The 26,741-nt window shown below is 38.0% G+C and carries 25 protein-coding genes and 3 pseudogenes; 12 read left to right on the top strand and 16 right to left on the bottom strand.

Annotation, left to right across the window (positions count from 1 at the left end):
- Positions 1-221: 221 nt before the first annotated feature.
- Positions 222-350: pseudogene (locus tag KHQ79_RS02395) on the top strand (ImmA/IrrE family metallo-endopeptidase); the annotation flags it as partial.
- 56 nt (positions 351-406) lie between these two features.
- On the opposite strand, the gene KHQ79_RS02390 reads toward KHQ79_RS02395, so the two are convergent.
- From KHQ79_RS02390 to KHQ79_RS02375, 4 genes are all read right to left on the bottom strand, one after another.
- Positions 407-928, bottom strand: a complete 522-nt coding sequence (locus tag KHQ79_RS02390) for a LysR family transcriptional regulator substrate-binding protein (protein ID WP_225514151.1) — start codon at positions 926-928, stop codon at positions 407-409.
- The gene (locus tag KHQ79_RS02385; protein ID WP_225514150.1) at positions 900-1,214 is read right to left on the bottom strand and encodes a LysR family transcriptional regulator; all 315 of its coding nucleotides are present in this window, start codon (positions 1,212-1,214) and stop codon (positions 900-902) included. Before KHQ79_RS02385 ends, KHQ79_RS02390 begins: the two co-directional genes overlap by 29 nt.
- A 482-nt stretch (positions 1,215-1,696) precedes the next feature.
- The gene (locus KHQ79_RS02380; protein WP_119914052.1) at positions 1,697-1,846 is read right to left on the bottom strand and encodes a YrzO family protein; all 150 of its coding nucleotides are present in this window, start codon (positions 1,844-1,846) and stop codon (positions 1,697-1,699) included.
- 17 nt (positions 1,847-1,863) lie between these two features.
- Positions 1,864-2,829 carry a DMT family transporter gene (locus KHQ79_RS02375; RefSeq protein WP_003237215.1) on the bottom strand — a complete coding sequence of 322 codons (966 nt, stop codon included), beginning with the start codon at positions 2,827-2,829 and terminating at the stop codon, positions 1,864-1,866.
- Between the two features lie 125 nt (positions 2,830-2,954).
- Here KHQ79_RS02375 and KHQ79_RS02370 point away from each other — a divergent pair, with 125 nt between their 5' ends.
- Positions 2,955-3,821: a LysR family transcriptional regulator gene (locus KHQ79_RS02370; RefSeq protein ID WP_119914054.1), complete on the top strand. Its 867-nt coding sequence runs from the start codon at positions 2,955-2,957 to the stop codon at positions 3,819-3,821.
- A 255-nt stretch (positions 3,822-4,076) separates the two neighbouring features.
- On the opposite strand, the gene KHQ79_RS02365 is transcribed toward KHQ79_RS02370, so the two are convergent.
- Both KHQ79_RS02365 and KHQ79_RS02360 read right to left on the bottom strand, forming a co-directional pair.
- Positions 4,077-5,174, bottom strand: a complete 1,098-nt coding sequence (locus tag KHQ79_RS02365; RefSeq protein WP_225514149.1) for a glycosyl hydrolase — start codon at positions 5,172-5,174, stop codon at positions 4,077-4,079.
- A gap of 507 nt (positions 5,175-5,681) precedes the next feature.
- The gene (locus KHQ79_RS02360; protein ID WP_375294384.1) at positions 5,682-6,623 is read right to left on the bottom strand and encodes a DMT family transporter; all 942 of its coding nucleotides are present in this window, start codon (positions 6,621-6,623) and stop codon (positions 5,682-5,684) included.
- Between the two features lie 113 nt (positions 6,624-6,736).
- Here KHQ79_RS02360 and KHQ79_RS02355 point away from each other — a divergent pair, with 113 nt between their 5' ends.
- Positions 6,737-7,621: an AraC family transcriptional regulator gene (locus KHQ79_RS02355; protein ID WP_225514148.1), complete on the top strand. Its 885-nt coding sequence runs from the start codon at positions 6,737-6,739 to the stop codon at positions 7,619-7,621.
- Positions 7,622-8,040: 419 nt separating this feature from the next.
- Here KHQ79_RS02355 and KHQ79_RS02350 read toward each other — a convergent pair whose 3' ends face one another.
- The 3 genes from KHQ79_RS02350 to KHQ79_RS02340 all read right to left on the bottom strand — a co-directional run bounded on the left by KHQ79_RS02350 (position 8,041) and on the right by KHQ79_RS02340 (position 10,822).
- A complete protein-coding gene (locus KHQ79_RS02350) occupies positions 8,041-9,033 on the bottom strand; it encodes a DMT family transporter (RefSeq protein ID WP_029878411.1) in 993 nt (330 codons plus the stop codon).
- On the bottom strand, positions 9,020-9,679 hold the full coding sequence (locus KHQ79_RS02345; protein ID WP_060399092.1) for a GntR family transcriptional regulator: 660 nt from the start codon (positions 9,677-9,679) through the stop codon (positions 9,020-9,022). The genes KHQ79_RS02350 and KHQ79_RS02345 overlap by 14 nt, the downstream gene beginning before the upstream one ends.
- A 639-nt stretch (positions 9,680-10,318) precedes the next feature.
- Positions 10,319-10,822, bottom strand: a complete 504-nt coding sequence (locus tag KHQ79_RS02340; protein ID WP_003237230.1) for a DinB family protein — start codon at positions 10,820-10,822, stop codon at positions 10,319-10,321.
- A gap of 290 nt (positions 10,823-11,112) precedes the next feature.
- On the opposite strand from KHQ79_RS02340, the gene bltD reads away from it, so the two are divergent.
- The gene (gene bltD / locus KHQ79_RS02335) at positions 11,113-11,571 is read left to right on the top strand and encodes a spermine/spermidine acetyltransferase (protein WP_225514147.1); all 459 of its coding nucleotides are present in this window, start codon (positions 11,113-11,115) and stop codon (positions 11,569-11,571) included.
- Positions 11,572-11,763: 192 nt separating this feature from the next.
- Here the strand turns inward: bltD and KHQ79_RS02330 are convergent, their stop codons facing one another.
- Positions 11,764-13,044 carry an MFS transporter gene (locus KHQ79_RS02330; RefSeq protein ID WP_225514146.1) on the bottom strand — a complete coding sequence of 427 codons (1,281 nt, stop codon included), beginning with the start codon at positions 13,042-13,044 and terminating at the stop codon, positions 11,764-11,766.
- Positions 13,045-13,155: 111 nt separating this feature from the next.
- Positions 13,156-14,544 (bottom strand): aminotransferase-like domain-containing protein, encoded by a 1,389-nt coding sequence (locus KHQ79_RS02325; RefSeq protein WP_225514145.1) that lies wholly within the window; start codon positions 14,542-14,544, stop codon positions 13,156-13,158.
- A 71-nt stretch (positions 14,545-14,615) separates the two neighbouring features.
- On the opposite strand from KHQ79_RS02325, the pseudogene KHQ79_RS22210 reads away from it, so the two are divergent.
- The 3 genes and pseudogenes from KHQ79_RS22210 to KHQ79_RS02315 form a co-directional block, all read left to right on the top strand.
- Positions 14,616-14,792, top strand: a pseudogene (locus KHQ79_RS22210) (sigma factor-like helix-turn-helix DNA-binding protein); the annotation flags it as partial.
- 71 nt (positions 14,793-14,863) lie between these two features.
- A pseudogene (locus tag KHQ79_RS02320) lies at positions 14,864-14,974 on the top strand (aldo/keto reductase); the annotation flags it as partial.
- A gap of 123 nt (positions 14,975-15,097) precedes the next feature.
- Complete coding sequence (locus KHQ79_RS02315) at positions 15,098-15,175, top strand: YjcZ family sporulation protein (protein ID WP_080010850.1); 78 nt, start codon at positions 15,098-15,100, stop codon at positions 15,173-15,175.
- Between the two features lie 159 nt (positions 15,176-15,334).
- Here KHQ79_RS02315 and KHQ79_RS02310 read toward each other — a convergent pair whose 3' ends face one another.
- From KHQ79_RS02310 to KHQ79_RS02295, 4 genes are all read right to left on the bottom strand, one after another.
- On the bottom strand, positions 15,335-15,703 hold the full coding sequence (locus KHQ79_RS02310; RefSeq protein WP_225514144.1) for a DUF2568 domain-containing protein: 369 nt from the start codon (positions 15,701-15,703) through the stop codon (positions 15,335-15,337).
- A 47-nt stretch (positions 15,704-15,750) separates the two neighbouring features.
- Positions 15,751-15,906, bottom strand: a complete 156-nt coding sequence (locus KHQ79_RS02305; protein ID WP_019258976.1) for a hypothetical protein — start codon at positions 15,904-15,906, stop codon at positions 15,751-15,753.
- 732 nt (positions 15,907-16,638) lie between these two features.
- Entirely contained in the window at positions 16,639-17,208 is a 570-nt protein-coding gene (locus KHQ79_RS02300; protein ID WP_225514143.1) for a flavin reductase family protein, read from the bottom strand.
- 441 nt (positions 17,209-17,649) lie between these two features.
- Complete coding sequence (locus KHQ79_RS02295) at positions 17,650-18,558, bottom strand: arginase family protein (RefSeq protein ID WP_225514142.1); 909 nt, start codon at positions 18,556-18,558, stop codon at positions 17,650-17,652.
- A gap of 706 nt (positions 18,559-19,264) precedes the next feature.
- On the opposite strand from KHQ79_RS02295, the gene nikA reads away from it, so the two are divergent.
- Genes nikA through nikE form a run of 5 tightly spaced genes read left to right on the top strand, consistent with a single transcriptional unit; the run spans position 19,265 to position 24,360 of the window.
- Positions 19,265-20,881, top strand: a complete 1,617-nt coding sequence (nikA, locus tag KHQ79_RS02290; RefSeq protein WP_225514141.1) for a nickel ABC transporter substrate-binding protein — start codon at positions 19,265-19,267, stop codon at positions 20,879-20,881.
- A 9-nt stretch (positions 20,882-20,890) separates the two neighbouring features.
- On the top strand, positions 20,891-21,835 hold the full coding sequence (gene nikB, locus KHQ79_RS02285) for a nickel ABC transporter permease subunit NikB (RefSeq protein WP_225514140.1): 945 nt from the start codon (positions 20,891-20,893) through the stop codon (positions 21,833-21,835).
- Positions 21,832-22,662 (top strand): nickel ABC transporter permease subunit NikC, encoded by an 831-nt coding sequence (gene nikC, locus KHQ79_RS02280; protein ID WP_225514139.1) that lies wholly within the window; start codon positions 21,832-21,834, stop codon positions 22,660-22,662. The genes nikB and nikC overlap by 4 nt, the downstream gene beginning before the upstream one ends.
- Before the next feature lie 17 nt (positions 22,663-22,679).
- Complete coding sequence (nikD, locus tag KHQ79_RS02275; RefSeq protein ID WP_225514138.1) at positions 22,680-23,507, top strand: nickel import ATP-binding protein NikD; 828 nt, start codon at positions 22,680-22,682, stop codon at positions 23,505-23,507.
- 31 nt (positions 23,508-23,538) lie between these two features.
- Entirely contained in the window at positions 23,539-24,360 is an 822-nt protein-coding gene (gene nikE / locus KHQ79_RS02270; RefSeq protein ID WP_133486759.1) for a nickel import ATP-binding protein NikE, read from the top strand.
- A 679-nt stretch (positions 24,361-25,039) separates the two neighbouring features.
- On the opposite strand, the gene KHQ79_RS02265 is transcribed toward nikE, so the two are convergent.
- On the bottom strand, positions 25,040-26,362 hold the full coding sequence (locus tag KHQ79_RS02265; protein WP_225514137.1) for a DUF418 domain-containing protein: 1,323 nt from the start codon (positions 26,360-26,362) through the stop codon (positions 25,040-25,042).
- Positions 26,363-26,741 lie beyond the last annotated feature (379 nt).

The following is a 26,741-nucleotide window of genomic DNA, read 5'->3' as shown; positions in this document are numbered from 1 at the left end:
AGGTACTTACTATTATTTTGACATAAATCCCTAAAGACCTTTACTTTTCTAGAGAAATCCAGATGCGTGTTAAAATCATAATACTTACGAAAACAGTCATTATTAAACGGATTCATCTTCCATCTCCTTAGACGCATTTTCCTATGAAAAAAGTCTTGCTTTCCCTATAATATTTAACGAATCCAATTTTTAGATTGTCGTCTTTAAGGAGGTTTTTCATCTTGAGGTATACAAACAGTCATTTAGAGGATTGGATTGAAAACTTATACAGGAAGATTGATATTACAGAACCAGAACAAATTAATTTTGAACGGATTGCCGAGGCTTTAGATATCCATTATTTATACAGAATCTATATTTGAAAACCTTTCAACTTGAATAACAAACTCATTTACCATAGATAAATTTAAATTGTTTTTAGATAGAGCATCCAAGTCCGCCACATTAAAGGGTTGCCTTCTTTATCTTTTAAAACGATTGTGTGCAGTGAGTCACAACCTTCTAAAACGGTACTCGGAACAATTGCGTATCCAATACCTTTCATAACCAATTTTTTTGCCACTTCCATATTATCGGTATGAACTAAGACATTCGAAGGTTTATTAAAATGTTGATTCCACCAATTATCGATCACCATGTTTAATGCTGGATCCGTATTATAAGTAATTCTGTTTTGCCTTTGAATTTGATGAAACTCTATCTCTTCTTTAGAAATAATACACATGGTCTCCTGACTGATCATTTTCTTTTCGTTGCTCCAATGATGTTCTCCTCTGACAAAACCAATATGTGCATCTTGCTTATAAACTGCTTTAATGACCTCCAAGTTTAATGCAGTTTTGATGGAAAATTGCGCAAATGGATGTATATCAGTAAATTGTTTTACGATATGCGGCAGCTTATATAAAGCAAAAGCTCGTGGATACACATAAACGAATGGTTCCGTGAATATGGTCCCCTATATTCCATAAGTTCTCTTCCATTATTTTTAATTGTCTTAGCATGTCTTTTGCATAGGTAACAAGATATTCTCCTTGCTGCGTGAATTCCACACCTCTTCTGCCTCTATTTAAAATTTTAATATTAAATTCTTTTTCAATTTGCTGAAGGCGGTACGTTAAAGTTGGCTGTGCAATAAATAACCGTTCTGCTGCCTTTGTAATATTTTTTTCTTCATAAACAGTTTTTAAAATGATCCAGTCTCTTTTTTCCACGTTCCTTCTCCTCTTTGATTTTTAAATCATATATTTTCAACCTATAATGTTTTATCTATTTTAAGCTACATTACATTTAAAAATAATCCAAAACAGTTTTCTGACTATATTTGAACTTTTTCTCAAACGTCAATAGAATGCGTCCATTTTAATATTTAGATGATTTTAATGTTAAATACAAAACACAGCGGTAAAAAACAATAGATTGTCAAGAGAGTAAAATTATTCAATTCATAAGGGCTTTTAGACTAAGTTATGCATACCTTAGAAAAAATTATTAATTTCAAAGCAAAAAAAGATACCAAAATAGGTTGGTATCTTTTTCAATTAATTCGAGCCCTTCATTAAATGAAAGTATATCTTCAGTTAAAAAATCCTGTTATTTCAAGCATTTTAGGTCATGCATTACACTCATTTGCATCATTTTATATCTATTTTGGACACAAAATGAGCACTGTTTTAGCCTAATAACAAACCTCAACTTATTTGGATTTGATGTCTTTGTTAAGGAATTCTTTTAGAACTTGAATCAATTCCTCCTGTTGCTTTATATTTTTGCGGCCATTTCGATTAATTGCCGCAAGTTCACAGACAATTCCGGCTGAAATGAAAAACAATAAACCTTCAAGCATACCTTATCCTCCAACGTCTAAGAGATAGTCAGATGTGTTTGTTCATTTTTTAAAACCTGCTTATAACTTTCTTTACGCTGATATATGTTATTTAGAATAAGTGCAGTAATTACAAACAGTGTTCCTATTACATCAAAAGTAGTTATTTTATATCCTTGTATCATCATGATTAACAATGTAGTAATGGGGACAAAGTTAATAAATAAAATCCCATTAATGGGTGATAAGATTTTAATACCATAGTTCCAACTAAGGAGAGCTATGATACCTGGTAAAGTAATCATAAATAAAAAATCATACTTAATTTCTGCAATCACTTCTATACTCGGTATAGACACATATCCTTGCGCAGTAAGTATAGCTGTAATGACTCCTGTTATAGCTGTACCGAATAAACATGTCAAAGTTGAATAGCGAAGTGTAGACCATTCTCGAAATATCTGTCCTCCCATTGTGTAGACTACCCACCCTAAAACACCAATCAATATAAAAGTTAATGGGAATAGATTATCTCCCAATGAAAAAAAGAAGTTCATATTACCTTTCGTAATAACGAACGAAGCTCCAAAAAAGGCAATCAACATACTTATAATTGTATATTTTTTGGGTTTCACATGTTTATATCCCCATAGAATAACAATTGAAAGCATCGGCATGAGTGCCTCCGCAATAGACGCAGTCATAATTCCAGACTTCCCCATCAACCTTTGACCTAAAAAAATAAGAACGTTGTATATCGTAAACGCCATCACCCCAAATAAAATGAGCAATTTTGCTTTACCCTCTAAACGAAATGATTTCTTCCCTTCCCTCGCCAATAATAAAAACACTAAGATAACTGCTACCACACCGTAGCGAATAAATGAAAAATAAAATGGATCAACATATTCTAATGCATGATCTGCAACTGGAAACATTGCGCCCCAAGACATACTTGCTACTAAACATGTGAGGACACCAATGAATAATTGACCTTTTTTCATTGAATTCCCCTCCTTTTCTTTATCATTACAATGAGAATTATAAAAAGAAGAATACATCATGTAAAATGAACAAAAATGATGAAAAACATCATTTATAATGATACTTTAATGAAGGAGGGATCTAAATGGAACTGCGAGACTTACAAATTTTCAAAAGCGTTGTACATCACAAAAGTATAACCGGTGCTGCAAAGGAATTAAGTTATGTACAATCTAATGTAACGGCACGGATTAAGCAATTAGAGAATGAGCTCAAAACACCTCTTTTCAATCGCCATAAAAAAGGGGTGTCATTAAGCCCAGAGGGCCGAAAAATGATTGAACACGTTAACAAAATTTTGAAAGATGTTGAAGAATTGAAACAAGCCTTTCTTGATAGTGATGTACCATCCGGAATATTAAAAATTGGTACAGTAGAAACAGTGAGGATACTACCGACCATCTTAGCCTCTTATTATAAAAAGTATCCTAACGTGGATTTATCATTGCAGGCTGGTTTAACAGAGGAACTTATTAAAAAGGTAACAAATCAGGAATTAGACGGGGCTTTTATATCAGGGCCTATTAAACATTCAATTCTTGAACAATATGATGTCTATACCGAAAAGCTTACACTAGTAACGACTAACAAAACGTTTAATATAGAGGATTTTTTAACAACGCCCATTCTTGTTTCTAATCGAGGATGCGGGTATCGTTCTAGGTTGGAACATTGGCTTCAGGATGAAGGCTTACTTCCAAACAGAATTTTGGAATTTAACATTCTAGAGACAATTTTAAATAGTGTTGCACTCGGTCTTGGCATAACAGTCGTACCGGAATCTGCTGTTAGGCATCTTTCTACCGCAGGTAAGGTTTATTGCCACCCATTACCTGAGAAATATAGTTGTATCTCAACAGTCTTTATACGGCACAAAGATGCTTACCTGACAAATTCGATGCGCAGCCTACTTAAGACTATTGTTGAGCATAAAAATATGAGTATGTCTTGAAGAGATTTTTCCCCTGCTTCTTACATATAAATGAGAAGTCACATCTCTGCTTTCCTATAATACAATGTAAAACTTTTAAGCATGCGGATTTCGCACACTATTATCCAAATTTTATACACACAGAAAAAAGAGGAAACTCATGGTCTGCTCCTTCATTTTTCCATTGATGATTAAGCTTCTCGATAAAATTTCACAAGTTTTTCAAAAAAGCACCATGAAGAAACAGTTGTATCTTCATGGTGCTTTTAGTTCTATTTATTCAACTATTGGTGTAAGTGAACTTCCTTCCCACATTTCTCCCTTATTGAGTGTCCAACTATCACTATAAAAACTAGAACCACCTTTATTAACCGAAGGGCTGTGAACTTCATCCCAAGTTAGAAAGTAAACGGTTTTCGGATATTTTTGTTTGACTGTATTAAGAAAAGCAGAATAATCCAAATTACCATCTTGTTTTTGCGTACCGATTTCTGTGAATGCAAATGGCTTATTAAGAGCTGTTAACTCATCATATCCTTGAATTGTAAAATTGTCTGAGAAATACGCATCTAATCCAACAATATCAACATATGAAGATCCAGGATAAAAGTCAGTCTTAAAGTCTCGATTGGCGTCCGGTGAGTAAACCCACATCAGGTTGTCCAAACCTCTTGTATCAGTCATATAATGATAGATTTTTTGATAAAGTTGTTTGTAAAGTGAGAAGCGCTGGCTGTCTTTTTTGTTATATTCGGTTAGTCCCCACCAAAACCATTCTCCATTCATTTCATGAAGAGGCCTGAATAGAACAGGAACACCTTCATTTTTCAACTGATCGAGACCATCTGCAACTTTGCTCAGAACAGCCTCTAATCGCTTACCCTCTGTAGTTGATGAGTCTAAGATTTTTTCATACTCACTGTTTGAGATATGGGAAGCATTTTTCCCAAAAATACTTGATGCGGGATTAGCTAAATGTAAGCTAATCTGTGGTATTCCACCACTTTTCCAATATGAGATTAAGTCACTGTTACAACTATAGTCGATCGTCTCAGTAATATCAGAAATATATGGCTTCTCCAACCATCCACTGGAATAGTCACAACCATAAATTGCGGGTAACTGGCCTGTAGCAGTCTTTATTCGGTTGGCTTCTTTCATGGAAAACGAAGCATTTGTGAATCCGCCGAATGCACCTGACAGTATGCGATTTTCAGATCGGTTTGGCAAATGAGCCAGCCAATTCATCAACTCCTTCGTTGTCGCCTGAGCATTAGGATTCACAGGGTTAACTGTATGTGCAGATGCCGTCTGTGAAAAAGCTGAAATGATTAATAAAGAAAGTAATATAAAAACACTAGTTTTTTTAAACATTCATATTCTCCGTCTTCTTTATTTTTATTATTCTAATCATTAGTTCTCTTAAGAATTTATAAAGCACAGAATCCATTAAGTCATTTACCTTTTTAATCTATCTCTCCTCTTCTAATTATTAGTTGTTTGGAGTATCATTCCCCTTTCAGTTTTAAATAAGAGAGACCTTTCCTTCGAGATATTTACATTTACCCATCGTGATTCTCCATTTTTTGGGCATTAATTATATTAAACCGAAAACTACCTTCTTTCATCAGACAGTGTTCCTATTTTTGTCATATGCCTAACAGTCTATAAAATAAACTGTTCCTTTTACATTGGAGACTTTTCCCCTATTTATCTGGTTAAATTATTTACGATATAAAGAGGTGGATGATTTTTACTCTCTTTTTTATCATCACTTCGAAATTATTTTAAAAAAACAATACTCCCCAATAGCAGCTAACAACTTTTACGACTTGACACCAACATCACGACGACCTTTTTATAGACAGAAACTTATTTGCATTATTCCCCAATCTTCAATATAGATTTTTCACTCTGCATAGAAGGCTCTTTATTTAAAGCCAATATTAAAGTTATACCTATAATACAGAAAGCACCAACCCATTGAAAAAAACCAAATGGTTCTTTTAGCCAAACGACAGTTGTTACTACTGCTGATAGAGGCTCTAAGCTGCCTAACAGGCTTGTCTCTTTGAGTGAAAGGCTTTGCAAACTTTTTATAAAGAACCAGAACGCAATCATTGTTCCAAATATCGTAACAAATAAAATATATACATATGCCTCAGAAGTTAAGCTTTTAAAATCCAGTTGCCATGGCGGATGAATAAAACTTAATGCAAAACCGCCAATAACCATAGCCCAACCTACAACAACAAGGGAATCAAATTTATTTAATAAACCAACGGCATATAAAGTATAAAAAGCTGCCGCGAATCCTGATAAAACTCCCCATACTACTGCAATTTCCGGTACTGAAAGTTGAGAAATGGAACCATTTGTTAGCAGAAAAAAGCACCCCGCCAGCGCAAGCAATACTGTTATGATATCTTGTTTGGTCAGAACAGTTCTTTTTCGCAAAACCGAGTAGATAATGACGATTACTGGGGATAAATATTGTAATAACGTAGCAACAGCAGCATTCCCATGTTGAATGGATGCCATATATGTGTACTGCACAGCAAGCATTCCAAACAACCCGAAAATTAGAAGCTGACCAGCTGACGCTTTGTTTTTCCAAACCTCAATAACCTGAGACCGATTCTTTCTGAACAATTGGAGCATTAAGAGTAAAATGCCTGCCGTAAGCAAGCGTATCGTTACAAGCCAATTTACATCAACTTGATCATCTTGAAAAAGTTTTTTTGCTACTGTACCCCCAATTCCCCAACATGTCGCTCCTGTTATAACATAGAACAATCCCATTCTTCTTTTAGAAGTATTCATACATGACTCCTCACTAATAAATATAATAATAGTGTTATAATAAATGCAGATATACATAAAAAATACTCAAATTGAATGAAAAAATATAAATATATTGAGGTGAGAATGCCCAAATGAAAAGTTTTATGATTGATCAAAACTTAAAAGAATTAACAGAGCACCGAACGGTAGAATTACCAGTTGCATGTTACGAGACAAGAATCAATCAAAATATAAATGGCTATATTCCGCTTCATTGGCATGATGAAATTCAATTTGTTTTGATACGAAAAGGGGAAGCTGTCTTTCAAATAAATGAAGAAAAAATAGTGGTTCCAGAAGGGGATGGATTATTTATCAATAGTGGCTGCCTGCACATGGCAGAAGAAAAGGATGGCTCAGATTGTACGTATATTTGCTTAAATGTTTCACCCCATTTCGTGTTATCTCAAGAACTGTTTTCAAGCTATGTTCAGCCCTATATTTTTTCAACCAATTTATCCTATTTATTTTTGGATGGAAATCAGCATTGGGCAAAAAACATTCTAAAAGCTGTAAAAACAATAAATCAATTGGTTCAACAAAAGAAATCGCTTTATGAAATTGACATTACCATGCAATTAACTTTGATGTGGAAAAATTTGATTTTTAATGGTTTTCAATTAGAGTATGATCAATTTGAAATGATAAAAAGTCATCGAATGAAACAAATGTTAAACTGGATACATCTCCATTATGCTGAAAAAATTACATTAGAGGACATTGCAAAAGCTGGCCAATTGAGCCGATCTGAGTGCTGCCGTTATTTTAAACGAATGCTGAATAAGACGCCGTTACGTTATGTACTGGATTATAGAATCCAAAAAAGCTTATTGTTACTGCAACACCCGGAAACCAATGTTACAGAAGTGTCTTATCAAGTTGGATTTAACAGTACCAGTTATTTCATAAGTAAATTTCAACAAGCTATGAATATGACACCATTCTCATACAAAAAAATTCATATGGGAATTAATTGATAAGGTTATTTTACGATTTGAAATAAAGTCCTTGTTTAAGGTGCTCCCTTCTAATTTTTTAATAAGCTGTTCAACTAGCCATTGGTGTCAAGTTCGTATAGCTACACATACCTGATAGTCCAAGAGGATCTCGGCATAGAATGATTTGTTCCCCATTGCTGTAATGTAATTTCGTTTTTGAATTGGATGTCAATGGGGAAGCACCAACAAAACGCGAATTTCGTACGCTAAAGCAAAATTTCATTTCATAAAGAAAAAACCGATGTTCCTATATGTGCGGGACATCGGTTTTTGTTCGTATCCTTTTACTTAGTTATTAAATTTTGACATAAAACTTAGAGTGCTACATTTTTCAAAAAGTAATAAAATTACCTATACTAACTAGAAAAGGGTTCATACTATACATTTTAAAATATCAATTAAGCACTAATATTTGGGTTATGCGCCGTTTCACCTTTATGGGAAACATAACTATGTGCTATCATTCCTAGCATTATTACAAACATACCACACCAAGATAAAATAGAAGGAAATGAAGAATGTAATAAAATTAGTTCTCCGATAACAGCAAAAAGTACCTCCATGGATTGTGTTGCTTCAACAGTTGCAAGTTTCTGCATATCTCCTTTAACCATATCAGTCGCTTTAAAAAATAAGATAGTTGCAATTACACCCGAACAAATAGCAACTAAAATAGATTGCATAGTTTGCTCTTTACTAGGCAATCCTTCTGTAAAAAGACCATACAGGGATAGTAAAAACCAAAATGGTAAGCTAGCTAATGTCATTCCAAGGACACGTTGATAAGCATCTAGACGATTTCCACAAACCTCCATCATCTTACGATTCCCGAGCGGGTAAGCGAAAGATGCTACAATAACAGGGATAATACCTAACAAAATATCTTTTACAGCAAGCGATTTTGCTTGTTCCATTTGCATAAAGAAAATACCAAGAAGAATAATTAATGACATCCCCATACCTTTCATTGGGATTTTTCCTCTTTTCTTAAGAATTCCATCTGGTGTTTCAATGGTTTGAATAAAAAGAGGAGCTAACAAAGATCCTGATATAATAGTAATTTGCCATGTCCCAGCAATTATCCATCCTGGTGCATGTACAGCGGCAAAGCATAATGGAGCGTAAAATAGACCAAAACCTACGAAACTCCATAAAAACCATGCTCTTAAATTCTCTCTCATAACTTGTAATAATACTTTTAATTTTTTCCTACTCATAACAAGAAGTAAAAGAAATGGAAGCATGAAAACAAATCGTAATGAGGCACTCCATATCCAGCTACCACCTGATAATTCCATTGCTCGATTCAATATAAATGTGAAAGCAAAAAAGAAAGCAGCACATATACCTAAAAAAATAGGGCGCAAATTTCTCACCTCAATCTGTCTCATAAGTCAGTAATTCACCCAGACTTAACCAGTTTTGTTCTACAAGATGTGCTGTTGTTTCTTTATCTTTATTTTTGCATGCTTCTATAATGTGCTGATGTTGTTCTACTGATTTCAAACCATTTATAGAAGTGAACTGAGAAATTTCAAGGCGTTGAATCTTAGATATACTTCGTTCTAGCGCGCGAATGATTTCAGGATTTCCCGCCACATCTAGAAAAACATTGTGGAATAACTCATCGGCTTCAATTGCTTTTATAATATCTTTTTTCTCAATAGATAGTAGTAAGGCTTTATTACTGAACTCTAATTCTTGAATATCTGCCTCTTTGAGTAATGGTACTGCTAAACGAGCTGCTAATGAATGTAAAGCTGCTACCACAGTAAATGCGTGTTTTGCCTCCTCAGGATTTAATGGTGCAACGCGAGTCACTGAACCAGGAATAGATTCAACCAGTCCTTCATCTTCAAGACGTTTTAGAGCCTCTCTAACCGGAGTACGGCTAATTCCGAATTCTTCTGCTAACTCTTTGTCATTTAAGCGTTGCTCCGGTTGCAGCTCTAATGTAACAATTGCTTTTTTCAAAGTTAGATATACTTCATCTCTTAATGACGTACGTTTAATGGGTTTAATAATATCTTTTTTCATAAAACCAATATATCGGATATTGGTTTTATGGTCAACTGTAATTTTTCAATAAGATACATTCAATTAGCAAGTTCTAAAAACGACTGTTTATGGTACTTGGTTATTTTAAACAAAAGCCCTAAAAACTCATCCATTTTAAGTACCAAAACCCCGCTGCAATGATGGCGATGGGAACTAACATTGGTCTAACTAAAATGGCTGATGCTACTCCTGGTATCTCCTACGAAAATAAGAGATATACCATATATCCAAATTTGTTGTTTTTCTAATTTTTCTCTAGTTATCTTCATATTGATAATCTTGCCTCGTTAATTCTTAAGGAAACTTTGTTCTTTTTCTATCCCTGAAACCCCTAGTTAACTACTTCTTACTTGAAATTGGTGCGATGTCATGGATACCATATAAGGGTATATAACTCTAAAGAAAAAACAAAGAAGATACAAAGTATCGTTTTGTATCTTCTTTGTTAGTTCGAGTCTCTTTAAAGTTGAGGTATATTTCCAGTTACAAAAGCCTGTTATTTCAAGAATTTGAAGTATTTCGAATAAAAATTAATCAAAATGATGTTAATAACAGTAATAAACGAACAAAAGGAAAGAACATGTTGTAATGGCTTAACTTCTTTATAAAAAAGTTTGATTACATTTTCGGGGCTTCCAAACCGAATTTTGTCCATTCCTCTTTTGCTGGACCATAAATACCTGGAACAGTTAAACCTGCTTGTCTCATAAGAACAGTCATTTGTCCTCGGTGGTGATTTTGATGTTGAATTAAAAACATCAAAAGTGAACCATTTGGCAATTGTTGACCAATAAAGTTGATACGTTCTTGAAGTGTATGGTCAGTCCACTGGTCTTTTAACGCCTGTACAAATGCATTACTTGCTTGATGATAGCTGTCAGCTATAAACTGAGCTGAAGAAGGAACAGGATAATCTTCAGCTGGAGCGTGAAACGTTAAGTTTGTGTTTGAGGTAATGATGCGAATAGCAGCAACAGTATGCCAAGCTATACGGCCTAAAGTCCAATTTTGTGAAGTTATTTCTTGTTTAAGCGATTCATCAGTTAGACTATTTAGTAGTTTTTGTGTAGCATCGGCTTCGAACTCCCAAGATTTTAAAAAATGGTCTAAGGTTTGAAACACAAAAACCCTCCTTATAAATTTTTTGTTTTTCTATGAACCTATAATTCAATTATAGTGCCCCGTTTAGTTAAAAAGAACATACTTTAACAAAAATTATCTAAGGAAAAATGGCATCACGACATTCTTATAAAAGTCACGAATTAATTTTTAAACATCGCATCTATTTTTACAAACATGGTGACTACCCAGTGGATTAATCGCTGAAAGTCTCCATACTCACTCCAACATGCATATAAACCCGTGAATGTATATTATCCTTTGCAGAATAAGAAAAATAAGGAGAGTGTAGTATGAGTATCGAAATAAAAGCAGTAACTGATGTTAATCGTGCCGCTATTCTTGCTTTGCATGTCAGCGAGAATCAAGCATCATATATTGAATCAACAAAAGTATGTTTAGAGGATGCAAAAGAATGTCACTATTATAAACCTGTCGGACTTTACTATGAAGGAGATCTAGTCGGTTTTGCAATGTATGGATTGTTTCCTGAGTATGATGAAGACAATGAGAATGGGAGAGTCTGGCTTGATCGATTCTTTATTGACGAACACTATCAGGGAAAGGGATTAGGAAAGAAAATGCTTAAAGCTCTTATTCAGCACCTTGCTGAGCTATATAAATGTAGGAGAATTTATTTAAGTATATTTGAAAATAATATTCATGCTCTATGCCTTTATCAGAGGTTTGGTTTTCACTTTAATGGTGAACTCGATTTTAACGGCGAGAAGGTAATGGTAAAAGAACTATAGGTTCTTAGATGGTTTCCATAAAGCCATTTCAAAATTAAGCAAATTAATAAAAAAAGATTTAGTATTCTGGCTTTCTCTATTTCTTATACAGGAGATTACATATTTAAGAAGACTAATATGTAATCCCCATTCCTAAACAACTATCGCAGCCAACCAGTTCCACAATTTTACTGTTCACAAAACAATTTGGGCTTATTTTTTACCTCCACGAGACCATACCACCACTGGAATGAGCAATAAGGCTAAAATCCCTCCAGTAAATGATAATGCTAGGAAACTTGAACCTGCCACAATCATTCCAGACAATGCACCGCCAGCAGCTCCTGACAACGCAATCAGAACATCCACTGTACCTTGAGTTTTAGCACGTGTGGCCGTTTCAGTTGAATCAACAATAAGTGCAGTCCCACTTATCAAACCAAAATTCCATCCTAATCCAAGTAAAGAAAGAGCAATGACGAGAAGAACCATAGAATCTCCTGGTGCAAATGCTGCCATTAAGCCTGCCAGAAGCAACGTCGTTCCAGAAGCAATCGCCATTGCAGTACGTCCCAGCTTATCAACAAGAACACCAGTAACCAGTGAAGGGAGATACATGGCACCTATATGAAAACCAATGACAAGACCGACTGCACCCAAGCCATGTCCATGATGACTCATATGGACTGGTGTCATTGTCATAATAGCCACCATTACAATTTGGGTAAGAACCATAATCGCAGCACCAACAATTATGCCTCTTTTGTTTTCTGTGTGCTCGGTTGTTTCCAAATGTCCTTTATCACTAGGTTCTGGGTTGGTCGCTTCGATTGTTCTTGCTATCACTAATGGATCTGGACGAAGCATGATGAAAAGGACAACACCAGCTAAGATATATGCTGCTGCTGCTAAAATGAAAGGGCCAGCAAGTGATGGAATACCAATAGAAAGAGCAAAATTCCCCATGACATTCACTAAACTTGGACCCGCAACTGCGCCAAATGTTGTAAAAACCATCGTAATACTAACAGCAGTCGCCCGCTGTTTATTATTTGCTAAGTCTGTACCTGCATAACGAGCTTGTAAATTTGTCGCTGTTCCAGCACCGTAAATAAGCAATGAAGTAAATAACAAGAAAATACTATTTATGATGGCTGCAATGATGACTCCTATTGCTCCAAGTCCGCCAATCACAAAGCCAGCTGAAAGACCTGTACGGCGGCCATAGCGTTGAGATAGTCTCCCAACAAATAATGCAGATCCTGCTGATCCTAAAGTAAATAAAGCAGAAGGCAGACCAGCAAACGCATCTGTACCAAGCATTTGCTGTGCTATAAGCGCTCCGACAGTAACTCCTGCCGCAAGCCCTGCACCACCAAAAATTTGTGAAATACTTACAACGAATAATGTACGCTTGTATAATGCTTTTTGTTTATCTGGAGAACTGATGTAACTTTGTAATGAAGCTGTTTGAACGTCTGTTGTTTTTAACATACTCTGACCTGCCTTTCGTAAAGCCTAATTATATAAACCTCCCTCTAGATGTGGATCATCATAACACGCACAAAAAAGCCATACAATATAATAATTGTATGGCGAACAATATTAGGTAATACCGTTTATCAAACGTTTAAGGATCATTAATCCTTGCTCAAGCTCTTCGATTGTTTTTGGTGCACATACAGAAACCCTTACAGCCCTTTCCGGACAACTATTTCCCACTACAAAGCGTTCAGCCGCATACACTTGCACTCCATGCTGTGCAGCTAATTCTTCAAATGCAGCACCAGTCATTTTACCCGGCAACAACAACCAACGAAAAATGCCTGTTTCCACACCTAAACATGTATAGTCCGCAAAATATCGGTTGACGATTTGGTTTCTGCGAATGGTTTGTTCCCGATGCCCCTCAATTAAGACTTCAAATTGATTTGATACAATCGTGCGTGCAGTAAGTTCAGCTAATAGCGGGGAAACGGTTATATTTAAATTATAGAGCGCCTTTGACATTTGCTCCTTAAATTGACTCGGCACTGCTACATAGGCCAGTCGCAGCCCTGGTGCTAACGATTTTGATAAGCTTGCAATATGGATAACCTGTTCCGGCGCGAATGATGCAAGTGCTGGAAGTGGATTTTTGTTGAGAAGATGGTACGATGCATCTTCAATAACAAACAGATTATATTTCTTTGCAATTTCTGCAATCATTCTTCGTTTCTCAACAGACATAAAGGAAGCTGTCGGATTATGATAATCTGGGATCAAATAAATGCCTTTAATATTTTCATTTTTACACGCATATTCAAGTGACTCCGGACTCATTTCATAGTTCTCTGATTTTATCGGTACGATTTGCACACTAAGCATTGATGCAACAGTTTTTAATCCAGGGTACGTATGATGGTCAACACCAATGCGATCTCCAGGCTTACAAAGACTAGCCAATGCAGCAGCAATCGCATTTTGCCCCCCATTTGCAAATAAAATGTGATCAACGGCTGTTTCAAATCCGCCTCTTCGGATTAGCTTTACAGCTGCATCCTTTTGCCAAAGGCTTTCGCCTGCCCGACCATAACCAAACCATTTTCCGTAATCTTCATCTTGCAGCATGTTTTTTAGTTGAAGTAACAGGGGCTCGTAAGAAGCATTATCAGGCAGTGTAGCTCCCATTTCAATTAAATGTTTCGGCTTTGTATCCTCAAGTAAATACGCATTTGATAACGCATCGTATGATACAAATGTGCCGCTTCCTACAGATGCACTTAGCAAGCCCTTTAACTCGCAAACTTTAAACGCTTTTGAAATGGTACTTACGTTTAAATCCAAATAATCAGCCAGTTCTCTCTGTGGAGGAAGTTTTGTTCCAGGTAATAAAACTCCGTTTACGATATCCTGTTCCAATTGCCCTGCAAGTGCTTTATAGATAGGCTTTTCCGTTTTATCAATCGATGGCTTCCAGCTCATCGGATAGTTTTCAAAAGAATTAATCGGCATGATACGCATCCTTTTTCACTCAATTATAAGAAGGTGCTGTTTATAATACAATGATAATACTCTATCATAGGATTGTCGGGCGGTTTGGACTTGATTTAAAGAAGGAAAAAACGTAGCGGGAGATTGCCAAAGAACTCAGTATTTCGTGCAACTATGTATCGCGGATTGAAAAGCGGGCGCTGATGAAGATGTTTCATAAGTTTTATCGGGCAGAGAAGGAGAAAAGGAAGAAAGCCAGTCGGCTTTAATTTCATTCATATCTACTCATTTTTTTCATCTGCGTTTATGATGAACATGCTTCCTTCATCTCCATTACTAAATCGGGGTGACCTCATATAGCCCACTTGCATCAGGAAGATTAACAAGAGATTGGTCGGAAACAACACATCATTTTGAAAAGGAACAAATTCAAAAAGATACGTATGATGCAATGATCAGTTAGTAGTACAGATTAGACTAAAAACTCATTTTAATAATCAAATAAACTATCATCACTATCGAATGAGCTCGATCAGCATATCATGTACTATCCTCTTTTAAGGAAGGTGATGTTATGCGGTCATTTCCATTAATTGTGGTGCTATTCATCCTATTAATTATCGTTGGGACATCTTTCTTCGGTAGCTGTTAAGAACTCACCTTACCCCATATCCATCAGACGCCATAAGAAATCTTTATGGCGTCTGTTTTGTTATGTGTCTAACTCACCCTGCAAAGTTTCTGAACCAAGGAAATTACTGTATATTGAGCTATATGTTTTTAAAAATCGTCCACTGTGTTTGCTAATTTACTATTGATTTAGAAGCCATTTTATACGATCAGCTGAAATTATGTAGTGTAGCAATATTAGACATAAAAACATAATACCAACCGCTTTTACATGACTAAAATAAAGCGCTGCAACAGCCATTGCAAAGATCAATAATTCAATAACTAATCTTGTTACCCCGTTTACAGCTATCACAGTTTGTCCACTTCGACTAGGATCATTAGGCACTGCAAACACGGACCAGATCATAACTGCAATCGGTAAAACTAATGTTAGAACATATTTAAAAAAACCATTAAAGTGGGTCCATGCAAACACACCTATGGAAATGAGTGCAGCGGTTTCAAGGGCGAATCTTAAAAGTAAATTCGTTTGATTCAGTTTTCCCAACTCCTCTGTATTAAAAAGCACCCCGTAGGAGATGCTCTTTCTCTACTTTATTTCAGCGTATAAAAGCTTTTCTGTTCTTCCTCTTTAGACTCTATTGGAGTTTTCGGAGAGATCATCTCCACTTTTAAAGATATGACACCGACTGCTGCTGTTACCAATGCTCCGATTAATGCAACAAATATAAGTATAATGAAATATGACAACTTTTCCCCTCCTATCCAGATAATTATCCAAATAATCGGGAAGTTGTCTACAATTCACGGAATTTGTCGAACGATACTATGAAATAAAACCATAATCTGTTGGTCCTCATATTAATAACATCTAATAGTAAAAGAACCAATGGCTAAAAACCCTTGGTTCTTTAGCTAACCAGAATATTCCAACGATGTCGTTCGTTCACCTAGAATATTAAAGCATTTCCTTGACCTTACTTCCTTCTTCATCGTTTTCTATTACTTGATACTCTTTCTCCCAAAAATGTACATTCTTTATCCCGAGTTTTTCCGGATCAAATACTGGATCTCTCCCCTCTTTTTTCGGACTCCATAGAGAAGTTGTAAAAACTAGTTTCCAATTTCCCTATTGTTTTTCGGAATATATGCCTCCTTCAAAGCTAAGAGCTGTTCCTGCTAGAAACGCTAATAGATAAGAGAAATAACGCATTACATGATCCTTCTTTTCATTTTGTGAGGGAATGTTCTTTATGGACTTTGTTGATGAAAGAGAAAGTTGAAATACCTTTTCAGAGTGAGATGAATCGGGGCTTAGAAATATAAACCGCAAAGCTTTCTTGAAGAAGCTTTGCGGTTTAAGGTTTCTTTTTGCTTAGTTTAAGTCAATGGATTTCCAGCGGAATCCACTGCACCCCAAGGCATAGTGGTTTTATGAGCATGTATGCCACGTAACAATGAATGTGGAGGAACCTGAATGTTTCAATCAGTTTTGGGATAAAAGTCGTGTTGACGTTCCTCTGCTTTACTATTTAATATTCGGTAGCTAGACTTTCCAATATGAAGCGGAATATCCAATTTTTCTAAATTTGGCATTCCATTTTTTAAGAAAAGCTCTTTATCTTGATATCTCTGTAAAACTTCTCCCACAATCCACTCTTGATCGCCCAAAGTGGATATACTGTGTACTTTACACTCATAAGCAAAATACGCATCAGTTAAAATCGGTATCTCAGCTTTTAGCCCTTCTTCGTATTGAATATTAAATTCTTCAAACTTATTTATATCTCTGCCACTGTGGGTGCCTAATGCTTGGATGAATTCCGAACATCTCCCTGGAAGGAAATTCACACCGAAAACACCACTTTTCTCAATCATTTTGTAAGTATATGTCTCTTTGTTTACTGATATCCCATACATTCCAGGAGAAGATCCGATATACGTATGCCAACCGGAAGCCATTGCGTTTTTTTCACCTTCATATTGAGCCGTAACTACAGCTACCATTCCAGGGTAGGCGTACCAAATTGGTTCATCTATCGGTGCTCTCATATTCATCGCTCCTTTTGTTTTCATTTTTATTAGAATTTGAGATACGATAAACGCGTTTCAATGTAAACGCTATCAAAAGCTAAAGCAGCACGTACAGCTCTAATATGATTAACTTCATTGTTCTGGAGTCTATCTTCCTTCACCATACTTTTGAGCTAATTTGTCACTTCAAGAGCTGGTGTGCTTTAATTAGGCTTTTATTAACAGCAGTGAACTGTTAAATAACTTCTTCTCTCATTCATTACGTCCATTAATGACACAACGAACAGATATTTAAGTAAACAACAACCTTCTGCGTCATGTAAATCATTCTCGTTTTGGGCAGGTAAAGCCTTTTCCCTTTATTAACGGCGAAACGGAAAACTTAAAATCCCGTTTCACTTGACGATCATGTAGAAATTAGTTGGTTCTAAGTATTCTAGGTTGTTTTTTTCATCATGTTTAAAAGATCCAGTTAAATGGGGCTTTATCCTTTTTATTGATATCCCCCAGTAATGGAAGTCGCTGCAACATATTTTGTAAGTTATACGCATCCCATGGAAAATGTTCTGTAATCCCTAATCCTGCAACATCATGGGCTTTGGCTACATCTTGAAGCACCCGTATAATTGTTTTGATGCTGGATGCTTTTGGAGCTTTTCCAACCATTTCATCGTAAGTATCAGGATTCGCAATTAAGAGAGAACGGTATTCCCTTAGGTCCAGTACATCTAAATCAAAATGAACGATAACCTTAGAAAGTTTGCGTGAATCCAGCCACTGAAGTACCTTGGAACTGTCTTCTTCAATATCATCTGGGGTTGCAATATCGAATTTCATATTCTGCAACGGTTTAGAGTGAAGTGCTTCCATCATATCGTTCAACCCGACAAACAATACCTGTTCCGGTTTAAATGGACGAGGTACCTCAGCGACGAATTCCTTATCACCGATACCCATTAAATTAGCAAGTACATGAGCATGGTGGTTTGGCCAATCCTCAGGAATGGACACATCAGGGTGTAAATCGACCCATAACAAAGCAGTATCTCCATCGTATTTTTCGTTTAAGTATGCAAAAGGAGCAAGTTCTACACCGCAATCGCCGCCAAGAACGATAACACGATCAGGCCTGTGCTTTTGAATTAAGCTTTTGGCAGATCGAGCTTGCTTTAATAAAACACTCCTGCCAACAATCCCCTGCTCTTTTTCAAGGCTCACATCTAAATCGACAGGTACTTCTTCAAATGGACCTTTCGTTTTAGGAGCAAGCCAGTTTAATAAGTGTGCTCCGAGTACGTACGGAGGGTTGTTGCCGCCTTGCCATTGCGGCATGAGTAATCGAAGCGTCTTATCTTCTTTATTTGTCATCTTATACACCTTCCTTTCAAATATTCATAAGTATGATGCACAAATTATAAACCCTATAGCAAGTATAGGGGCAAGTGTTTGTTATTTTTTCAGCACTTTTAATTCGTTTGGCAATCGCAATGCCTTCTGCAAGTGTACCGCTGTTATCGAACGGGTTGAGCTGCTTGTTGGTTGTTGGTAAATGCCTTTAAAGTTCTTTACAATGTTCTATACTTTTCGCTTTATAAGAATGCCCGTCATGTGTGAGAATTCCTTTAAGCTCGACAGTTTTACACGTTATATAATTTTTTATATGAAAATGGAACAAAAGTGTATTTTTATATGAGTCAGGTTTGGACTCTGAATAAGTATTAAAATCACACCAAAATTCCAAAAAGGGAACTAAATCTCACAGTTAGCTCATCTGGTTATTTGTTTTATAATTTTGGCTGGATTACCGTCAACTACAACATTATCGGAACGTCTTAATTAAACCTCTTCAAGAACGATGGGGGATTAGTGATGCTTAGTCGGTTACATCTTAATCATTCGAAGGATTACTTGTTACCCTTTTCGAAATCAATTACTTGTTTTTGTTGCGATTACTACCCGCAGCCGTCGGCAGAACATCGGGTTCAAAATCAATACCTATATTCTTACATTGACAAGGGTATGCTGCCTCCATAAAATGAAAATGATTATCAACATCACTTAGGAGGAAATACAGATGCATAGCGGGAAGATTCGTTTGAAAATTAAATTTACTTTCTTATCGATGCTCATCTTTTCTATTTTATTAGCAGGATGTACAAATGCAGGACAAACAGAGAAAAAAGATCCTAACAATATGGTCACAATTGCTTGGCCTAGAGATATAGGAGAAATAAACCCACATGTCTATAATCCTTCCCAATTGTTTACACAGTCAATGGTGTATGAGCCTTTGGTCTCTTATGAAGCGGGCGGAAAGCTTAAACCGCATTTAGCTGAGTCTTGGGATATATCTAATGACGGCAAAGTGTATACGTTTCATTTGCGTAAGAATGTAACATTTTCTGATGGGACAACATTTAATGCAAAAATCGCGAAAAAGAATTTTGACTCCATTTTAAAACATCCTGAGTTACATAGCTGGTTAGGATTTATTACAAAAATAGCTCAAACAAAAGTGATCGATGATCATACATTTCAATTGACACTGACTGAATCATATTATCCAACCATTCAGGAGCTGGCAGTTGTACGGCCTGTTCGGTTTTTAGGAGAGGCTGGATTCCCTAAAGATGGCGATACATCAAAAGGTGTAGCAAAACCGGTTGGGACGGGTCCATGGGTATTGGAAGAGCATAAAACCGATGAATATGCGATTTTTAAACGCAATGAAAATTATTGGGGTGAAAAGCCTAAAGTCGAGAAAATCAAGGTGAAAGTCATCCCAGACGCAGAAACAAGAGTACTCGCATTTGAAAAAGGTGAACTGGACTTAATTTACGGTGAAGGCGTCATCAGTTTGGATGCATATAAGCAGCTGCAATCGACAGGACAATATGAAACAAGCCTTTCCGAACCGGTGGCGACGAGACAGCTTGTCATGAATACGAAAAAAGAACAGCTTTCTGATGAACGTGTTCGCCAAGCCCTGCACTATGGTTTTAATAAAGACGCCATGGTGGAAGGCATTACCTCCAGGTTAGAAGAAAAAGCAGATTATATTTTGCCGACAACCTTCCCATACACGTCTGATATTGATGTAAAGCCAGTGAAATATGATGCGGAAAAAGCGGCAGCGTTATTAGATGCAGCAGGTTGGAAGCTTCCTAATGGCAAGACGGTGCGTGAGAAAGACGGAAAGCCTCTTGAATTTAGTTTAATGTATGATTCAGCGGAATCCATTCAAAAAGCAATGGCAGAAACGCTGCAAGCAGAGTGGGCAGCGATTGGGGTGAAGTTGAATCTTGAAGGAGTAGAATTGGCAACTCAGGTTAAACGGTTCAAAGCGAATGAATTTGATATGAACTTCTTTAGCAACTATGGCGCGCCTTATGACCCGCATACATTTGTAAACATTGTCGCGTCAAAAGGATTTGGATTTAATGAAGCGATTTCGGCATATCCAAACAAGGATGAGCTATTGAAGCAGATGGCAAGAGTTCCCAAAACAACTGATAAAAAAGAGCGTCAACATCTTTACTCATCTATTTTAACATCCCTTCAAGATCAGGGAGCCATCGTGCCTATCTCTTATATAAAAAAGACAGCGATCTACCAAAAGAATATTACAGACTTTACTTTCCCTGCCAACCGTGACGAACATCCATTTACAGGTATTCGCATTAAGCAATAGGAGGCTTTTATGGGCATCTATATATTAAAACGAATCATGTCCATCATACCAGTGTTTCTTTTAGCTACGCTTCTGACAACAGGAATGATTCAACTCTCACCGGTTGACCCGGCTGAAGCATATGTAGCCGCAGCGCATATCCAGCCAACCGATGACATTCTAGAGCAAAAAAGACATGAGTTTGGCTTAGATCAACCATTCTTTATTCAATATGTAAACTCTATTTTGAAGATATGCCAATTGGATTTCGGCATTTCTTATGTTTCGAATAAGCCGGTTTGGGACGAGGTTACACTCCGAATGCCAGCAACGATCGAACTTGCTCTTGGGAGTTTATTGATCGCGGTGCTTGTCAGTGTGCCTCTCGGCTTCTTTGCGGGAATCAAAAGAAATCGCGCAATTGATCATATCAGTCGCTTCATTTCCTTTTTCGGGGCATCCATTCCAACTTTTTGGTTAGGGTATATGTTGGTTTTTTTCTTTTCTGTTCAATTAGATCTTTTTCCAGTAGAAGGAATTGGAACATGGCAGCACCTCGTACTGCCGTCAATGACGCTGGCGCTTCCTTTAATTGCAATGTATACAAGGCTTTTGCGCGCCAGTGTTATAGAAAACCTGCAAGAACCGTATGTACAATACGCAAAAATCAGAGGACTGAAGAATAAAAGCATTATGGCTAAGCATGTATTGAAAATGGCCATTTCTCCGATGATTACAGGCCTAGGAATGAATCTTGGCAAACTTCTCACCGGAACAATTATTGTTGAAGTGGTTTTTTCTTGGCCTGGCTTTGGCCGTTATTTTATTGAGGCCATTTTCAATCGTGACATCCCTGTCATTCAATGTTATGTGTTCATAGCCGCCACATTTTATATATTGAGCAGCTTAATCGTTGATCTCATTCAAATGTATATTGATCCGCGCATTTCCAGGAAAGAAGGGCAGTATCGATGATCACAAGCATACGCATGATATATAAAAGTCAAAAAGTGATAACGGCATGTATCATCATATTATCAATCCTATTTCTCATCGCTGTATTTGCCCCTTGGATTGCGCCGAATAACCCTGTTGCTGTTCATTTGGCATATAAGCTGCACCCTCCATCCATGGAGTTCCCTTTAGGAACTGATCATTTAGGAAGATGCAACTTATCCCGCCTTTTGTACGGAACACGAATTTCTTTGGGATTTGCAGTGCTCATTTTTATTTCCTCACTTGTGATCGGTCTCATCGTCGGTACGATTTCGGGATATAAAGGCGGATGGATTGATCATTTGTTAATGAGATGTTGTGATGGTGTGATGGCCTTTCCGAACTTAATTTTAGTTCTTGGTCTAGTAGGCATATTCGGACCTGGACTTCCTCAAGTCATTCTTGCCCTCATGCTTGTGCAATGGGTCTACTATGCGAGAATCTTTAGAGGAATGGTGCTTAGTCTGAAAGAGGAAAACTTTATTAAAGCCGCAAAAATCAATGGATCATCACAATGGAAGATTCTGAAAAAACATATCATACCTAATGTGCTCCCTCCCCTCGTTGTCATGGGTACATTGGAAATGGGCTGGGCCATTATGGACATATCCGCTATGTCGTTTCTTGGATTAGGCGTTCAGCCACCGACTGCGGAATGGGGAGCGATGATTCATGAAGGTAAATCGTATATCCGGACGAACCCTGAGTTGATGATTTATCCAGGGATGATGATCATGATTGTGGTTGTAACGTTCAATTTATTGGGCGAGAGCTTATCAGAAAAATACGGAATCAAACGTCGATGATAAAAGGAATGAGGAAGTTGGGAACAGAACAATCACCGGTGCTGCAAGTTAGAGATTTGCATGTACAGGCCAAAACGCACAAAGGAGTTTCAACTCTAGTGCAACACGTCAATTTCGAACTGAAGCGCGGTCAAGTCCTTGGCCTGATTGGTGAGAGCGGATGCGGAAAAACAGTAACAGGTATGTCCATTCTTCAGATGCTTCATCAGAAAACAACCAAGGTGGAAGGAAGCATTTCAATACTAGGCCGAGAATTAAACGGATTGGCAGATAAAGAAATGCGCAAGATACGCGGCAAAGATATTGCCTATATTATGCAAAATCCGATGAACGCTTTTACACCCGCTTTTACGATTGGTCATCAAATGATTGAAACGATTCGCTCTCATACGTCTTTTAACAAAAAGCAGGCAAAGGAGCTTGCAATAGAAGCATTGCATAATGTGAGCTTATCCAATCCTGTTAAACTTTTAAAATCTTACCCTTTTCAATTAAGCGGCGGAATGCTTCAACGGGTGATGATTGCAACCGCTGTATGCTTACATCCAAGCATTCTCATTGCGGATGAACCCACAACTGCATTAGACGTAAATAATCAGAAGACCGTGTTGAAACATTTAGACGCCATGCGCTCTGAATGTGGAACGGCGATTTTGCTTATATCTCATGATCTGGGCGTCATTGCTGAAATGGCGGATGAAGTCGCTGTGATGCAGAAAGGGAGAATCGCAGAAAAAGCAGATGTGTTTCAGCTGTTTGATGCACCAAAGCATGAATATACAAAAAAGCTATTAAGTGCACGTTTGACATTGCCAATTGATGAACGTGCCATTGGGTCAATTTGACAAAAGAGCGGCATTTTAATGAGGTGAACAAGTGAGTTTATTACAAGTGAAAGAAGTCTCTCATCGTTATGCGGAGCGTTCATTGTTCAAATGGAAATTTCAATCTAAACAAGTCCTATCCGATGTCAGCTTTTCGATTGAGAAAGGTACATGCTTAGGCTTGATTGGGGCAAGTGGAGCCGGTAAAAGTACATTGGGAAAAGTGTTGCTTGGTTTAGAACGGCCACAATCAGGTCAAATCCTTTTTCAAGGCCATGATATGTATAGCGCAGATAAATCGATCCGGCGAAAAATCCGTCGTGACCTTCAAGCTGTCTTTCAAGATTCATACTCGTCCGTCAACCCGCGAATGACGGCGGAACGGATTATTGCAGAACCATTAGAAAACTATGAAACCCTCACTACGGCTGAACAGAGACGAACTATTATCGAGTTGTTGGAAAGGGTAGGCCTAAGCGAAAGTGATTTAACAAAATATCCGCACCAATTCAGCGGCGGTCAATTGCAGCGGATCAATATCGCCAGAGCAATCTCGCTCAAACCGAAACTGATCGTATTAGATGAATCAGTCAGCAGTCTGGACATGGTTACCCAAACGCTTATACTCGATTTGTTAAAAGAGCTCAAAGACGAGTTTGGGTTATCGTATTTTTTTATTACGCATGATTTGAAAGCCGCTTATCAATTGAGTGACACACTAGGTGTACTGGATAACGGAAAATTAGTTGAGCTTTACGAGTCCAAACCTCAGTTCTTTGCATCAGACCATCCAGCAGTAAAAGAAATGAGAAGCTCCATACTTGCAGAACACCCGCGCTTTCGTTCGATAGGAAGAGGGACGATGCTACAATAAGAAAATCGCGTGTAGATATAGCATTCCCGGTTACATCGTTTTTTCATGATATTTGCTTTAACAAGTACGGCATGTCTTTTGTTGTTCAAAGCATGGAGTGCTGATATCAATAGAACGGTTGCACCGTTAACTGCATCAAATGATGACTGCGATCTGTTACATTCCTTCAACTCACGGCTACACATGCCGCATTTCAACCATTTTTCCTGCTTTAAATATGACATAGAAAAAGAACCGTTGGCTTTAAACCATTGGTTCTTTTTCTACACCCTCTAACCGTTTATTATTTTATGTTTAAACGACAAAATGTTTTTCATGCCTCATTAGGAGAAAATAGCAAGGTGGATTAGGCTCCTCATAATCTCTTCGTACTTTTAATAGATTTCGTCCATGAATGAGGATTCTATTAAATTTAACCAAGCCATGAAGCCCTTCCAAGGTTTCCAGGATCCCATACAATTTCTCCAGACTGCACGTTTCCATAAAACACTGTGACGAACAAAATCGGGTTTAACATATGGAGAACCTTGGAAAAATTCAATTTCGAAAACTTCTCACTCTGCTCTGTTATATCTCGGAGTTCTGCTTATGAGATTGAAGCCTAAAGGCCGGAAAACTGTCCATATTCAGCTCAGATATTTTCCTTCAGGCAATACTTACGAGATGTTGAAGACACTGCCTACTTCGATGCCGGTTCCGTGACTGGTCGCAAAGCACTGAATATCCGGTCGAAGCGTCGCATCGACGTTTCAAGCGGACCAGTAGGGAATCGTGCGATCAACCACCCCATCACCAGCGCAACTGTTGCAACGAGCAGATCACCAAATGGAATCGCTCCGAGATCATACGTGACCCCAGCTATTTCGAGACCCCATATGAAGACAAACTGAGCTGCATACATCGTTAACGCCACGCGACCAACTGCTGCGAATGGCATTAACACGCCAGAGGTCTTCTTCGGCACGAGACATACCAATCCGAGCACCATGAATGCAGCACCCATCCCCAGCAGTGTCTGGAATGTTGACGCACTGTGCGGGGCTATCGAAAGAAGATTATGCCACAGCGGTGGTTCCACGTTGTGCGGCCAGATTGCATACTGGTCCGACTGGGCGCTGGCGGTGCCTTGAACGCCTACGAGCCATTCTTCGAAGGAACGGCTCAGCCCCGGCAGAACGAAAATACCCAGCAATTTAGAGACGGCGAGCATGATTGCACCGCTGCCCGCAAGCGAAAGTGCAGTGCGGATCTTAGTAAGGTCGAAGCGTCCGATCGCCATACCGGCGACGAAAGCGGGAGCAAGTGCAAGCGCGGACAGCGGGCCGCCTGCAATATCACTAAGTAAGTATGCTTTTGGCAGGACACTCCCTCCGAGAATCATCAGTGGCGGGCTCACTACCATTAGAGCTGCTGATGTCGCAATCAGTACACGAGTCGAACGGCGAACCAGCACTAACGCCAGCACGAACAATGCCGCATAAGCGGGCAAGATCACCCCGTACGGAGTATTCAGCATGATGAGAAGATATCCAATGATATCGACGAACACCGCGCGAGCGAGCATCCGTGCCCGGAATGCAGTCGGCTCCGTTCCTCGATCCATCATGCGCCCAGTCATAATTGAGTAAGAGATGCCGCCGCAGAGCACAAATAGCAACGTCGTGTTCCCGGAGACGATGGAAGCATTCGTCTCATTCAAGGCGAAGTGCTGCAAATACATTCCTAGAACCGCCAGCCCCCGCGCTGCGTCAAGTGCAATAAGACGACCTGCCCCCCGTGAATTCCTCTTAACGATCTTCTGCCCTTCGGCTGAATCACGGGTAACGATTTCAACATATGCACCGTCCTGAAGTGGAGTTGATAAATCTACCAGCTTTCGATTTAATTTACCTGCAACCTCATTTTCCAGCCCGCTGCTAATGGAAGCCTCGACATCCTTGATGTTTGCTTCCTTTTCGTATTCTCTGACAGATACGTTAGGCAGTTTAATACTGATTGACAACTTGTATTCCTCCTTAAAAAGATCAATGTTCCCCTTGTTCCATTGCCTATATTTGGATGAGACCTAACTGTATTCAATATAGCGGGCAGTTGTATCTAAAGTTTGATCAACTTGTAAACAAAACGTAAAAAGACGCTATTCCTGTCAGGATAAGAACCTATACAATAGTGATCCAAACAATTGCGTTGCGAATCATGTCTAAACAAATAAAAACACCTTGTCAATGACAGAGCCTTGTAAGGCAAAAAACTCTAGGGTTAATAATATTTCTTGTATTCTCACTCAACCGACCCAACAGCTAAACATAAAACAAGCTGGCGGCAATTAGCACCAGCTTGAAAACATATTCTTTATAGAGTGAACTCCCCGGCAACACACC

It is taken from the genome of Bacillus sp. TSO22 (genome assembly GCF_020223595.1).
Classification (GTDB): Bacteria; Bacillota; Bacilli; order Bacillales; family Bacillaceae; genus Bacillus; species Bacillus inaquosorum.
The sequence above is the reverse complement of the archived record's forward strand: the minus strand, read 5'-3'. Positions and strand labels throughout refer to the sequence as shown.